This window comes from Fructilactobacillus sp. X7R4C1 (assembly GCF_059901115.1).
The window spans coordinates 119,695-132,289 of the sequence record NZ_JBWXVD010000002.1; the positions used below are offsets into that span (position 1 = coordinate 119,695).

The 12,595-nt window shown below is 38.4% G+C and carries 13 protein-coding genes; 7 read left to right on the top strand and 6 right to left on the bottom strand.

From position 1 onward, the window contains the following. Positions 1 to 9: 9 nt before the first annotated feature. The 5 genes from rpsP (at position 10) to rplS (ending at position 2,342) form a co-directional block, all read left to right on the top strand. Positions 10 to 288 (top strand): 30S ribosomal protein S16, encoded by a 279-nt coding sequence (gene rpsP, locus AC6UC9_RS02650; protein WP_500693721.1) that lies wholly within the window; start codon positions 10 to 12, stop codon positions 286 to 288. 10 nt (positions 289 to 298) lie between these two features. Next, positions 299 to 547, top strand: a complete 249-nt coding sequence (locus AC6UC9_RS02655; RefSeq protein ID WP_500696715.1) for a KH domain-containing protein — start codon at positions 299 to 301, stop codon at positions 545 to 547. 55 nt (positions 548 to 602) lie between these two features. After that, positions 603 to 1,118, top strand: a complete 516-nt coding sequence (rimM, locus tag AC6UC9_RS02660) for a ribosome maturation factor RimM (protein WP_500701059.1) — start codon at positions 603 to 605, stop codon at positions 1,116 to 1,118. 2 nt (positions 1,119 to 1,120) lie between these two features. Then, a complete protein-coding gene (gene trmD, locus AC6UC9_RS02665; protein WP_500701060.1) occupies positions 1,121 to 1,873 on the top strand; it encodes a tRNA (guanosine(37)-N1)-methyltransferase TrmD in 753 nt (250 codons plus the stop codon). A gap of 109 nt (positions 1,874 to 1,982) precedes the next feature. Further along, the gene (gene rplS, locus AC6UC9_RS02670) at positions 1,983 to 2,342 is read left to right on the top strand and encodes a 50S ribosomal protein L19 (protein ID WP_500695672.1); all 360 of its coding nucleotides are present in this window, start codon (positions 1,983 to 1,985) and stop codon (positions 2,340 to 2,342) included. 41 nt (positions 2,343 to 2,383) lie between these two features. Here the strand turns inward: rplS and yjeM are convergent, their stop codons facing one another. Then, on the bottom strand, positions 2,384 to 3,907 hold the full coding sequence (gene yjeM, locus AC6UC9_RS02675) for a glutamate/gamma-aminobutyrate family transporter YjeM (protein WP_500693726.1): 1,524 nt from the start codon (positions 3,905 to 3,907) through the stop codon (positions 2,384 to 2,386). 58 nt (positions 3,908 to 3,965) lie between these two features. Further along, positions 3,966 to 5,396, bottom strand: coding sequence for a C69 family dipeptidase (locus tag AC6UC9_RS02680; protein WP_500701061.1), 1,431 nt, complete (start codon positions 5,394 to 5,396; stop codon positions 3,966 to 3,968). Positions 5,397 to 5,533: 137 nt separating this feature from the next. On the opposite strand from AC6UC9_RS02680, the gene glpK reads away from it, so the two are divergent. Together glpK and AC6UC9_RS02690 are read left to right on the top strand one after the other, a co-directional pair. Next, a complete protein-coding gene (gene glpK, locus AC6UC9_RS02685) occupies positions 5,534 to 7,030 on the top strand; it encodes a glycerol kinase GlpK (RefSeq protein ID WP_500701062.1) in 1,497 nt (498 codons plus the stop codon). A gap of 15 nt (positions 7,031 to 7,045) precedes the next feature. Then, positions 7,046 to 8,389, top strand: coding sequence for an RsmF rRNA methyltransferase first C-terminal domain-containing protein (locus tag AC6UC9_RS02690; protein ID WP_500701063.1), 1,344 nt, complete (start codon positions 7,046 to 7,048; stop codon positions 8,387 to 8,389). Positions 8,390 to 8,428: 39 nt separating this feature from the next. On the opposite strand, the gene fni is transcribed toward AC6UC9_RS02690, so the two are convergent. From fni to mvk, 4 genes are read right to left on the bottom strand one after another with little or no spacing between them, the layout of a single operon-like run. Beyond that, positions 8,429 to 9,454, bottom strand: coding sequence for a type 2 isopentenyl-diphosphate Delta-isomerase (gene fni / locus AC6UC9_RS02695; RefSeq protein WP_500701064.1), 1,026 nt, complete (start codon positions 9,452 to 9,454; stop codon positions 8,429 to 8,431). 9 nt (positions 9,455 to 9,463) lie between these two features. Next, entirely contained in the window at positions 9,464 to 10,531 is a 1,068-nt protein-coding gene (locus tag AC6UC9_RS02700; RefSeq protein WP_500701065.1) for a phosphomevalonate kinase, read from the bottom strand. A 16-nt stretch (positions 10,532 to 10,547) separates the two neighbouring features. Beyond that, complete coding sequence (gene mvaD / locus AC6UC9_RS02705; protein WP_500699487.1) at positions 10,548 to 11,543, bottom strand: diphosphomevalonate decarboxylase; 996 nt, start codon at positions 11,541 to 11,543, stop codon at positions 10,548 to 10,550. Positions 11,544 to 11,554: 11 nt separating this feature from the next. Further along, positions 11,555 to 12,487 carry a mevalonate kinase gene (mvk, locus tag AC6UC9_RS02710; RefSeq protein ID WP_500701066.1) on the bottom strand — a complete coding sequence of 311 codons (933 nt, stop codon included), beginning with the start codon at positions 12,485 to 12,487 and terminating at the stop codon, positions 11,555 to 11,557. Positions 12,488 to 12,595 lie beyond the last annotated feature (108 nt).

Here is a 12,595-nt window from a genome sequence, read left to right on the forward strand (position 1 = left end):
GGTGTGTTTATGTCATTAAAAATTAGATTAAGAAGAATGGGTTCAAAGAAGCGTCCATTTTACCGTATCGTGGTTGCTGACTCACGTAGCCCTCGTGACGGTCGTTTTATCGAAAATGTTGGTACTTACAATCCATTAACTGAACCTGATCAAGTAACTTTAAAAGAAGAATCAATCATGGACTGGTTGGAAAAAGGTGCTAAACCTTCTGATACTGTTCGTAATATTTTGTCAGATGCAGGTATTATGAAACAATTACATGATGCTAAATTAGCAGCTAAGAAATAAGTGATTGATTATGGTTAATTTTGATAATTTAATTAAAACAATCGTTAAGCCATTAGTTAAGTATCCTGATGATATTAGTATTAATCATCAGGATACTGATCAATTTAGCGAATATATATTGTCTACCAATCCTAATGACGTTGGACGTATTATTGGAAAAAAGGGTCGAGTTGCTCAGACGATTCGAACCATAATTTATAGTGTTCACGTTAATGATGGAAAGCGAATTAAACTCGTTATTGATGATGGCAAAGATTAGCTCTTAGATAAAACTCGTTTTTATTTAAGAGTTTTTTTATAGAAATAGGTGAACTATGGATTACTTAGAAATTGGGAAATTAGTAAATACTCAGGGAATTAAAGGTGAAGTACGAATAAAACCTACTACTGATTTTATTGATCAACGCTTTAAAGTTGGTAATCTTGTTTATGTATTCCCCAAAGACGGAAAAATGGAAGAATTGAAGATTGACGGGGTTAGAAGCCATAAGGGATTTATTCTGTTGCATTTTTCTGGTCGCAATTCCATAAATGATGTTGAATACCTTAAACCCGCTATCCTAAAAATTACGTCGGAGCAAAGAAAAAATACTGACTTACAACCAGGCGAATATTTCTATCAACAAATTATCGGCATGGATGTTATCGATAAAGATGATAATAAAATTGGTGTAATAAAAGATATTATGGATATGCCTGCCAATGATGTCTGGGTAGTGGAGCGTAAAAATAAAGAGGATTTGTTACTTCCAAAGATTGATTCGGTCGTAAAAAAAGTTGATATTCCTAATCATAAAGTAGTCGTTGAGTTAATGGAGGGAATGCAGTAACGATGAAGATCGATATATTGAGCCTTTTCCCTAATATTTTAAAGGGCCCTTTGAGTGAATCCATTATCGGTAAGGCCATTGAAAAAGAAATCATAAATATTGATATTACTAATTTTCGTGATTTTTCGACTAATAAACATCATAACGTGGATGATACCCCCTTTGGTGGGGGAGCTGGAATGTTACTTAAGCCTCAACCAATGCTTGATGCTTTTACGCATTCTCAAGAAGTTTCAGAAAAACAGGGTTATTCATCTGGTAGAGTCATTTTAACTGATCCGGCAGGGAAAAGATTTGATGAAAACGATGCTGCAAAACTCTCCGGGGAGGACCATTTGACCTTTTTATGTGGTCACTATGAGGGGTTTGACGAACGAATTAAATCTGTAGTAACTGACGAGTACTCAATTGGTGATTTTGTCCTGACGGGTGGTGAATTGCCTGCGCTAGTAATGATTGATGCGACCGTTCGACTCATTAAGGGTGTCCTTGGTAATCAAGAGTCAGCCCCAGGAGATTCTTTTTCAAGTGGATTGCTTGAATATCCTCAATACACGCGACCAGCAGACTTTAGGGGGTTAAAAGTTCCACCGATTTTAACTAGTGGTAATCATCAAAAAATTGATGATTGGCGACAGAAGGAATCTTTAAGAAAGACATATTTAAGACGACCAGATCTGATTAATTACAATAAACTGTCAAAAAGGCAAAAGGAATTATTGGCGGACGTTAAAATTGAAGAAGAAGATCGGTAAGTATTGAGTTTTTTGGTTTGTATGTTATAATTTTAAGTGGTCTTTTATGGCTAAATAAAACGGTATTCCGCTGTCGAGAAGATAAGAATGCTAGTTAGGAGAAATGATTATGCGTCAAAATAAATTGATTGATAAGATCAATAGTGATCAACTTCGTTCAGATATTCCTGAATTTCGTGTTGGTGATACCGTTACAGTTTCCGTAAAGGTTGTTGAAGGTAGTAACGAACGTATCCAGAAGTTTACTGGTGTTGTAATTAAACGTCATGGTTCAGGCATTCAAGCTACTTACACAGTAAGAAGAATTGCCAGTGGAGTTGGGGTTGAAAGAATCTTCCCATTACATTCACCACGAATTGCTAAGATTGATGTTGTTAGACGTGGTTCAGTTCGTCGTGCTAAGTTGTATTACTTACGTGATCGTTCTGGTAAGGCTGCTCGTATTAAAGAAGCAAGTCGTAAGCATTAATTTTATGTAAAAAAAAGAGTTCGCATTGCGAACTCTTTTTTTTATTGGTCATCAACTTCTTTAGCAGTTTTAGTACCTCTTCGACTGTTGTATTCATACATTAACCAACCAACCAATGCAAAAGCTAGTGGTCCCACAATGGTCCAGAAGGCGGTGGTGTAATCATGAGTCAAGATTGGTTGAATAGCAGTAAAACCAATTCCTAACACTAGTACAACCAAGATAATGGTTACCATGATGTTAGTGACAATTCGGTTCTTGTAAAAGACAAAGGGACGAGGAACATTTTTTAGTTTCTTGAAGAATGGAAAAGCTCCAACTAAGAATAAGTAGGGGAAAGTTGTCGAAATATTAGCCATATCAGTTAAAATTAAGTAAAATTGTTGAGCATTATTGCCACTGAAAGAAATGACAAAGATAACGGCAACAACGACGAATGCTTGAATCCACATTGCAAACCCTGGCATGCCATGTTTGTTTAATTTAACCACTTTTTTAGGCCATAAATCTGGATTAGATCCCTCAATAAATGATTTGATTGGGGAATATATCAGAACAAAGAAAGAACCTAAGTATGGAATAAACATCCCTAAACCGGCTACTCGGGCCATGAAGCGACCAAATTCCATTGCTGATCCAGCTGAAAAGCCAAGGGTTTTAGCGAAAACATAACCAAGGTTATTCATTAAAACGTAAGTGATGTTACCCAAGTTGACCGAACCCTTTCCGACAACTTCATGCCAGTTAGCTGTAATACCAACCAAAAAAATGGATCCAGAATAGATGACTGCCATGATGATTGCGGCAATGATGACCCCACGGGGAAAAGTCTTCGTAGGATTTTTGACCTTATCAACGACTCCACCAATTGATTCCATTCCTCCATACGCAAAAATCGCATAAACAACAAATGACATGATGGCGATTGGGGTTACGAATAATGGATTAGGGGATTGAATGAAACTTTTAGCGCCATTGACTGGCTCAGCAAGTTGGCCCTTATTTAAGACCCAAACAATTACTGATAAGATAGCAAAGATCAGTGGCAAAGCAATTGATAATACTCCCCCGATGTTTGCAATCTTAGCAATTGAATCAAAACCATGACTCGCACACAAAGTAATAATTAAAATCCAGGCAATCCCGAGGATTCCAATTGTTTGCATTGGGGTAAAAATTCCGAACAAATGCCATGTTTGGGTTTTATCCGTTCCAAAAATAATGTTAGAAAATGGAATCCAAACCTTAGAAGAAGTCGAGATCATCCAAATGATCCATGATGATAGCCAGATAAAGGTTCCGATGAAGGCTAAGCGTTCACCAATTGACTCTTTAAGCCAGGAATAAATTCCACCTTTAGCACTACTGAAAGTGGAACCATATTCGGCAAACATTAATGAAACCGGTAAGAAAAATACTAGTGCTCCAAATATGTACCAGATAATACTGGCGTAGCCCATTTGATCATAGGCGACGGTCGTATTACCAAAGCCAAATATCGCAGTGAGTATCATTAAAACTAAAGACATTAAGCCTAATTTACTTTGCTTTTTCCCTTTAGACATAAAGTCACTCTCCTTGATTAAATTTAATGGAAATACTAATAAAGTATACTCTCTTTTTTTATAGATTTAAATCTTGGTGATAGTTGAGAGGAGAGAAGTCCGTTGAGTTTGTAATCAAGTATTGACCAAGGTTCTTAAAGCTACGCAAAGCGAGTTTACTTGCCTTAGAACTGGCCTCATTAGCAAGCTGAGTTAGTTCCGTTGAATCCAAGCCGTCGGACTCTTGTTCTACCTGCTGTAATATTTGTTCGTATTGTTCGATTAAATTTTGTTGCACGTTTTTAAGTTTGTCACCAAATTCAAGGTAGTGGGGGTCAACTAAGATTCCAACTAGCTTGAAGATCCAGTAAGCCGATTTAGGATCAAAATCCATCTTGACGTGGTACTTATATGCTTTGGGAGTATCAGAAATTCCCTCAAGAAATGGGACGTAAGTACTCTGAGCCGCTACACCCATAGCAAGCCAGTGAATTCCACCAATTTCAATTGGTAGATTAGGTTTGATTTGGAGCACGTGTGATTCTTGGGTTTTGGCTAAACTCACGGGACGAAATCGAGTTCGATCAGCTTCTTCGCCTGCACCAATTGGATCGAACTGAGTTCCCTGATAGTGTGAACTGAGCAACTTTTGGGCATCGAGCGCCGATATTAATTCTTCACTTTTCCTTGTAAAGGGGATGTTTTGGGAAGTAGGATCCTGCTTGATTTCTGGGTTAAACATTTTTTGTCCGTACCAAACTCGAGGGGTGTTGTAGTAGGTGTCTGATAAGTCATGGGTTCCAAAAATGTGTCTAAAGTTAAAACCAGAACGATCCGGATTTAAATTGTTTTTTGATACAAAGTCCCTAATCCCTGGTGACCACATGAAGTGATCATTATCTTTAAAGTTAACTTCTTCAATGGCCATTTGATTAGCAACGATGGCGTATTCATCGTCAGGAATTCTTTCAGCGATCCATTGGTGTCCGGAACCGATCTCTAAGTACCAAACTTCTTCTTTATCGGACATAAGGACTCCGTTGTTTTCACTGGCCCCATATTTTTCAACAATGTTACCAAGACGTTTGACGGCTTCCTTTGCGGAATGGACATAAGGCAAGACTACGGTTATCATGGCTTCTTCGCCAATTCCATCTTTTACAAGGGGATCATAACCTAGGACACGTGCGTTAGCGTACGTACTTTCAGTTGCACTCATAGCAACCCCATATTCGTTAATACCATCCTCTTCGAATAAACCGTCTTGGTCGGTCCATTCGGGAGTAGCAGTGTATTTTCCCCGTGTTTTTGGTAGCGGCATTTTGAAGCCGTTATCAGTTGATTTGAATTCTTGATCATCCTGATGCTCCTTATGTTCATGGACAACAAATCGTTTTGGCCATGATGCTTTAGCATCTTCATTGCGACCAATTAAAGTGCTGCCATCAACCGTGGCATCTTTTCCAACTAAAATGCTAGTACATGCGGAATATTCATTAAAACTTGTCATTTAGATTGCCTCCTATTAAATCACATGTAAGTATTCTACCATATTGCCTTTGTTATGGTATAACTTCACGTTTGGTATGCTAAATTACTTAGGGTATAATTAACATACAACATTTATTTGAAAAAACGAGGGAAAATATGAGTAGCAAGCAATACATAATGGCAATTGATGAAGGAACGACCTCTGCTCGAGCAATGTTATTTGATCATGATGGCCAGATTGTGGGAAAAGTACAACGTGAGTTTAAACAATCTTTTCCTCATCCAGGGTGGGTGGAACAAGATCCAATTGAAATTTGGAATGCCGTTGAATCTGTGATTTCTGAGGTATTGATTAACTCTGAAGTTCCTCCCTATAAAGTGCGAAGTATCGGCATTACTAATCAACGTGAAACGACTGTAATTTGGGATAGACGAAGTGGAAAGCCCATCTATAATGCTGTGGTGTGGCAATCAAAACAGACCAGTGAAATTGCTGATCGGTTAATAACTGATGGTTACGCTGATTTAATTCACCAAAAGACGGGACTGATTGTTGATTCTTATTTTGCTGGTACGAAAATTAGATGGATTTTAGATCATGTAAAGGGATCCCAGAGACGGGCGGAGAATGGAGATTTATTATTTGGAACCATTGATTCATGGTTGCTATGGAATCTGACCGGCGGAACCGTTCATGCCACTGATTATACTAATGCTAGTAGGACAATGTTATATAACATCAACGATTTAAAATGGGATGATGATCTGTTAGAGCTCTTCGATATTCCTAAGAAAATGTTACCTAAAGTGAAACCATCGTCACACTTCTTTGGATATACGAAGGGATACTCATTTTTAGGGGTACAGATTCCAATTGCCGGAATTGCTGGTGACCAACAAGCATCATTATTTGGACAATTAGCATTACAACCCGGAATGACGAAGAATACTTATGGAACGGGTGCCTTTATTATGATGAATACAGGAAAAACGCCAAGGTTTTCTAGTAATGGATTGTTAACCACAATTGCCTACGGATTGAATGGAGAAGTTAAATATGCTTTAGAAGGTAGCATTTTTGTGGCTGGATCGGCAATTCAATGGTTAAAGGATGAGATGGGTTTAATTTCATCGGCTAAGGCCTCTGAGCAAATGGCTTATGATGCCAAAACGAGTGACGGAGTTTACGTAGTGCCAGCGTTTACTGGACTAGGGGCACCATATTGGGATCAGGAAATTCGTGGATCGATTTTTGGCTTGACATCATCAACGACGCGTAATCAATTAGTTCGTGCGACCATTGAATCGTTAGGATTTCAAACCAAGGATGTTCTTGATACGATGGTAGAAGAGACTAAGATTCCGGTTAAATCACTAGTAGTAGATGGTGGAGCTGCTAAAAATGATTACTTAATGCAGTTTCAAGCCGATATTTTAAATGATCAAATTGAACGGTCATTAATTTCAGAGACTACGGCACAGGGAGCAGCTTATCTGGCTGGTTTGGCTGTTGGATTTTGGAAGGATATTGATGAAATTAAAAGAAGTAAGCGTGTTGGTACTTTTTTTGAATCACATATGAGTGGCGATAAAAGAAAAAAACTATACAAGGGATGGAAGATGGCCGTGAGAGTTGCCAAGCAATTTGAATAATAAGGACTTATCAGTATGAAATTACCTGAAGATTTTAAAAGTAAATATCATAATCTGTTAAAAGATGATTATCAAAGTTTTATTGATTCTTTTGATGAAGATTCTTACAATGCCTTTCGAACTAATCCGCTCAAAACTAAAGCTGATGTTCGTTTGGATATGACAAGCCCGATTTCCTATACCCAAAATGGTTATTATGGGAAAGTGAGCGGGAAAACCGTCGAGCATCAGAGTGGTTACGTTTACAGTCAGGAACCATCTGCCATGTACGTAGCAGAGGTGGTTGATCCTAGTGTGGGAGACCAGGTATTAGATTTGTGTGCTGCCCCAGGAGGAAAGTCGACCCATTTGGCTGGCATGATGAAAAACAAAGGCTTGCTTGTGTCAAATGAAATTGACCGGAGCCGAGCTAAGGTTCTAGTTGAAAATCTGGAACGGTTTGGGGTGTGGGATCCTTTAATCTTGAATGAAGATCCACATAACCTGTCAAAGCATTTTCCAAGGTATTTTGATAAGATCTTGATTGACGCACCATGTTCGGGTGAGGGAATGTTTAGAAAAAATCATGACGCAACAAAATACTGGTCAATTGATTATCCGAAAGAGTGTGCTGTGCGGCAAAAAGACATTGTAAGAGAAGCCGTTAAGATGTTAAAACCAGGTGGACAATTGATTTATTCAACTTGTACTTTTTCACCAGAAGAAGACGAACAGATAATTGCTTGGATCTTAGCTAATTATGATTTTAAGGCTCTCCCGATTAAGAAGTATGATGGGATGATCGACGGAAAACCGGAATGGGCGGATGGAAGCGAAGAGTTAACTAAAACGGCTCGTCTGTTTCCTAACTTATTTAAGGGTGATGGGCATTTTATTGCCAAGTTGCAGAGTACAGATGTTGGAAAATCCAAAAAGATTAAGCATCAAAGAAGTAACGTCTCAAGTAGTATAAAAAAAGAGTGGAAAGAGTTCTGTAACGTTAACTTTAAGCGCGATTTTTTGACAAAAGATTTTCTAGAATTTGGGAGTACCCTGTATTCATTTAATCCGGCAATCCCCGATTTAGATGGTTTAAAAGTAATGCGACCCGGAACGCCACTTGGAACGATTAAAAAGAATCGGATTGAGCCTTCGTATGCATTGGCATTGGCAATTAATCCTAATGACGTAAAAAACATCGTTAAAATTACTGATCATCAGTGGCAGAGTTATGTCCATGGTGACACCGTTGCCGTGGATCCCAACTTAAAGAAGGGGTGGTACTTAATTCAATGTCGCGGAATGAGTGTTGGATTTGGTAAAGTTGTGAATGGGACGTTAAAAAACTTTTTCCCTAAGGGATTAAGGTTTAAAGCATGAGAAAATAAAAAGACCTTCGTTTTTTAAACGAAGGTCTTTTTATTTGCGTTGATTTAAGTAATTTTGTAATTCTGGACTGGTTACTGATTCACATTGACGCAGTTCATTAATGTTGTGTGCGCCTAGTGCGGTGAAAATGGATTTAATGCCAATAATCCAATCGTTAATCATTTTCACGGTCTCGTCTTCACCGTTATCAATTAGTTTCACCAAAATCTGACTCGCAATGCCAACGGCATCGGCACCCAAATACAAGGATTTGACGATTTCCATGGGATTAGTGATGCCACCAGTTGCTACGATGTTCATGCTAGGAACTTTTTGGGATTCAAAGAGAGATTCCACCGTGGTAATTCCCCAGTCTTTAAAATAGTCCATTTCTTTTTGATGACGACGGAAGTTCTCAATTTGAGCAAAGTTAGTTCCGCCACGACCACCAATGTTTACATATTCAACTCCAAGGTCCAAAAGGGTTTGAATTGATTTAGAACTCATCCCGAATCCAACTTCCTTGACGATTACTGGTACTTTAATATTTTGGACAATGTTTGAAATATTGGATAGCCAGTTAAATGAATTTGATCCCTCGGGCATGATGAGTTCTTGAACTGAATTAACGTGGATCTCTAATGCATTAGCTTGAAGAATATCAATTGCTTGCTCAGCCGCTTTTGGGGTTGTCCCAGCACCAATGTTAGCAAAGATCAGTCCATCTGGGTTTTGCTTTCTAATGATCGAAAAGGTATCGATTAGTTCCGGATGTTTGATTGCTACACTCTCTGATCCCGAAGCCATTGCGATTCCGCATCTTTTGGAGATAGCGGCTAGGTGAAAATTTAATTTTTTGGTATACTCACTGCCACCAGTCATCGCTTCAATGTAAAAGGGGACCCTTAAAGGCAGCGAGCCTAATTGAGTCGAGATATCTACATCCTGATATGTCATTTCAGGGAATGTTACTGGCATAAAATGAACCTGATCGAATCCAGCTTCAGATTCCGTATGGTGAAATTTTTTAGCAAGCGAGACGTGTTCATCTTTTCGATGTGACTGTTGGTTAGTCATTTGTTTCTCCTAATTATTATGAATCTTAAGGTCTAGTAGCTTAATTCCATGGCGGTTCCAATCGCTAACAAGATCATCGATATTATCATCCTTATTAATAATGACGATCCCACAATCACCGCCACCAGCTCCAGAAGTTTTGGCTGCACCACCAAAATGATCGGCAATGTCAATTAATTCTTTTAGCTTGGGGGTTTCAATTTCAACGTTGGCAAATTCACCGAGTTTTAAAAGGAGCTTGCGGTTGTTTTCAATGTTCTTTTGGATCATTTCTAGATTAGAACTTTTAAAGCCATTAACAATATTTAAGACACACTCCTGACTGAAGTGAAGAAAGTCTTGATAAAGTTCAGAATTTCTGGCTTTTTTTAGCTCCACTCGATCAACTAGATTTGAAGTTGAAGCGGGTGAACCTGACCATCCAATTAATAATTGTAAATTCTTTGGTGCTGTTAGTGGCATAATTTTTAAACTAGGCCATTTTAAATCTAACAGTTCCACTAAATCAACATCTTTACGGGCATTGGCTAACCACTGTCGGTCAAATGAATGGTAAGCAATCCAACCGCCGAATACACTAGCAGCTACATCGCCTAATGAACCATTTCCTTGAACTTCAAAATGAGCAATTGCGGCTAGCTTGAAGAGCTGCATCGTTGAAAGGTTAATGTCGTAGAATTCGCATAAGGCTTTAACGGTTGCAACCGTGACGGCAGCTGAAGAACCTAATCCGTACTTACGTCCGTCGGCACTATCGAGTTCACTATTTACGATGATATCGTATGTTTTTAAACTTTTATTGAGAGTTTCAACGTATTCTTCAGTTACTTTAATCGCTGAAATGATGTACTGAAAAGGATTATCACGATTATCGAAGACCATGCGATGGCCTAATCTCTTCCAATGGAGCATATTTTCATCGTACTGTTTTGAATAGATGCTTCCAAAATCTGAACTTGCTTTAATGCCAACCCTAACAAAGCGATCACATGCAGCGATGATAGCAGGGTAGCCGGTCTCAACTACTGCATATTCACCAGCTACGTACAATTTGCCCGGTGCTTTTGCGGAAATCATGTAATTAATTACTCCCTTAATTTAAATATTCGATTCCAGGACCTGGAGTGGTAGCAACCACGTTTGATGATCCAAAAGTGCTTTTAAATCGATTTACAACTTGGTTTAAATTATCATGTTGGACTAACACTTTTACATTTGGACCAGCGTCAATTGTAAAATAGCAACTGATGCCATTGTCTCTTAATTCGTGAACAATTTGAATTGCTTTAAGTGTATCTCCATTAAAATATGTAAAAGCTGGATCGGAACTGAACGTGAGGGCGTGCATTTTCATGGCATTTTCCTCAGCAGTGTGGCCCATTAAGTCGAAGTTATGAGTACGAATTGCTTTTCTCATCGTGGTCATGTCATGACTAGTAACTTTTTTCCATGCTTGATAGTAAGGGGAGGTGGACTTAGAAATTTTCATACCCTCTCTACTAGAAATCTTTTTTTCGTTTCGATTAATAATAACAGCTACTAGGTTAATGTCCCAATCAATGTCTTCTTCAATTGGAATGGCAAAGGAAGTTTCGTCACTATGACCCTTTTCCCATTTGACGAAACCGCCAAAAATAGAGCGCGTTGCTGAACCTGATCCTCGTCTAGCGAGCCTAGAAAGATCTTTTTTAGAAAGATTCATTCCAATGGCTTTACTAGAAGCGGCAGCGAGAGCAGCAAAACCTGAAGCAGATGAAGCAAGCCCAGCAGCAGTAGGAATATTGTTATTTGTCTTAACGTGGGCGTGAATATCAACATTGGCTTTTTTTCGAACGATGTCAAGAAAACTGACAATCTTTTTTCCTTCCGAATCATTAATTAGATGATTGTTAAAAGTGATTTGATCAGAACTTAGAGATGGGTCAAAGCGAACTTCAGTATCGGTATAGAAGTCATTTAAAGTTAAAGACAGGCTACTGTCTTCTGGAATAATGAGTTGACTATTGGCCTTCCCCCAATATTTTATTAGTGCAATATTAGTATGAGCACGAGCCTTCTGGGTTCTATAGATATTAGTATTGTCGGACATAATAAATCTCCTTACTTCATTTCATTTAATGATTGGACCCAAACTCCTTGTGCTCCACTTTGTTTAAGGGTTGTCTTGATTTTTTGCGTGGTGGTTTTAGAATCTGACAGAGCAATAATGCATCCACCGAGTCCGCTTCCCGTTAGTTTAGCACCGAGGGCACCCGCCTGATTAGCAGCATTTACCAGGGTATTAATTTCTGTTGAACTAACTCCCAATTTTGAAAGATCATTTTGGGCCAGATTCATTAATTTGCCGGTTTGTTTGAGTTTATTGTATGTCAGAGAATGTTTAGCTGCTTCAGCTAAATCCCCGAGGTCGTTAATTAAATCATTCGTATTTTGAAAGTTATGGTCCATTTCATCTCTTACCATTGAAACCGCCGTGGAAGTATTACTTGAAATGCCGGTATCAGCAATGATGAGAGTTCCTGTGCTTGAAACGGGGAAATCATAAAACTGACCCTTTTCAAATAAGATGGGATTAAGTGCGCTGACGGTTTTAGCGTCAATTCCACTTGGATTACCATGAGTTATCTTTTCCTCTACATCGGTAAATTTCTTAAGCTGGTTAGCGTTTAGTTGATGATTAAAGAAATGAAAAAAGGCTCTGGTAACTGCACTAGCGGTTGCAGCGGATGAACCCATCCCTCTCCCCAACGGAATTGCACTATCAATTTTGATATTAATTGGGATGCTATTAGGATTTAATGATTGGTTAAGACGATTAATAAGTGTCTGTAATCCATTCATTGAAGAAGGAAGAGCACTAATTGGACCATGGTAGTATTTACTGAATAGTTGATTGTTACCATCAGAAGTAATGGTGGTTTTCACTTTAATTTGTGGCACAGGAAAAACAATCGCAGGCTTTTGGTAGACGGCACTGTGCTCACCTAAAAAAATTATTTTTGCATGACTCAACCCGGTTGCAGTCGTGTTCATATTTCAATCGCTCACTTTCCAAACATACCTATTTTATCATAATTTAGAACATGACCAATATATTTTAGAATACTTTACTAATGATTAAATGTTGGTTTATATAAATAT

Excerpts from the sequence above, each read along its gene's own strand:
- trmD (WP_500701060.1), top strand. The coding sequence starts at position 1,121 with ATGAAGATCGATATATTGAGCCTTTTCCCTAATATTTTAAAGGGCCCT.
- rplS (WP_500695672.1), top strand. The coding sequence starts at position 1,983 with ATGCGTCAAAATAAATTGATTGATAAGATCAATAGTGATCAACTTCGT.
- yjeM (WP_500693726.1), bottom strand. The coding sequence starts at position 3,907 with ATGTCTAAAGGGAAAAAGCAAAGTAAATTAGGCTTAATGTCTTTAGTT.
- AC6UC9_RS02700 (WP_500701065.1), bottom strand. The coding sequence starts at position 10,531 with ATGATTTCCGCAAAAGCACCGGGCAAATTGTACGTAGCTGGTGAATAT.
- AC6UC9_RS02680 (WP_500701061.1), bottom strand. The coding sequence starts at position 5,396 with ATGACAAGTTTTAATGAATATTCCGCATGTACTAGCATTTTAGTTGGA.
- fni (WP_500701064.1), bottom strand. The coding sequence starts at position 9,454 with ATGACTAACCAACAGTCACATCGAAAAGATGAACACGTCTCGCTTGCT.
- glpK (WP_500701062.1), top strand. The coding sequence starts at position 5,534 with ATGAGTAGCAAGCAATACATAATGGCAATTGATGAAGGAACGACCTCT.
- mvk (WP_500701066.1), bottom strand. The coding sequence starts at position 12,487 with ATGAACACGACTGCAACCGGGTTGAGTCATGCAAAAATAATTTTTTTA.
- AC6UC9_RS02655 (WP_500696715.1), top strand. The coding sequence starts at position 299 with ATGGTTAATTTTGATAATTTAATTAAAACAATCGTTAAGCCATTAGTT.
- mvaD (WP_500699487.1), bottom strand. The coding sequence starts at position 11,543 with ATGTCCGACAATACTAATATCTATAGAACCCAGAAGGCTCGTGCTCAT.
- AC6UC9_RS02690 (WP_500701063.1), top strand. The coding sequence starts at position 7,046 with ATGAAATTACCTGAAGATTTTAAAAGTAAATATCATAATCTGTTAAAA.
- rimM (WP_500701059.1), top strand. The coding sequence starts at position 603 with ATGGATTACTTAGAAATTGGGAAATTAGTAAATACTCAGGGAATTAAA.
- rpsP (WP_500693721.1), top strand. The coding sequence starts at position 10 with ATGTCATTAAAAATTAGATTAAGAAGAATGGGTTCAAAGAAGCGTCCA.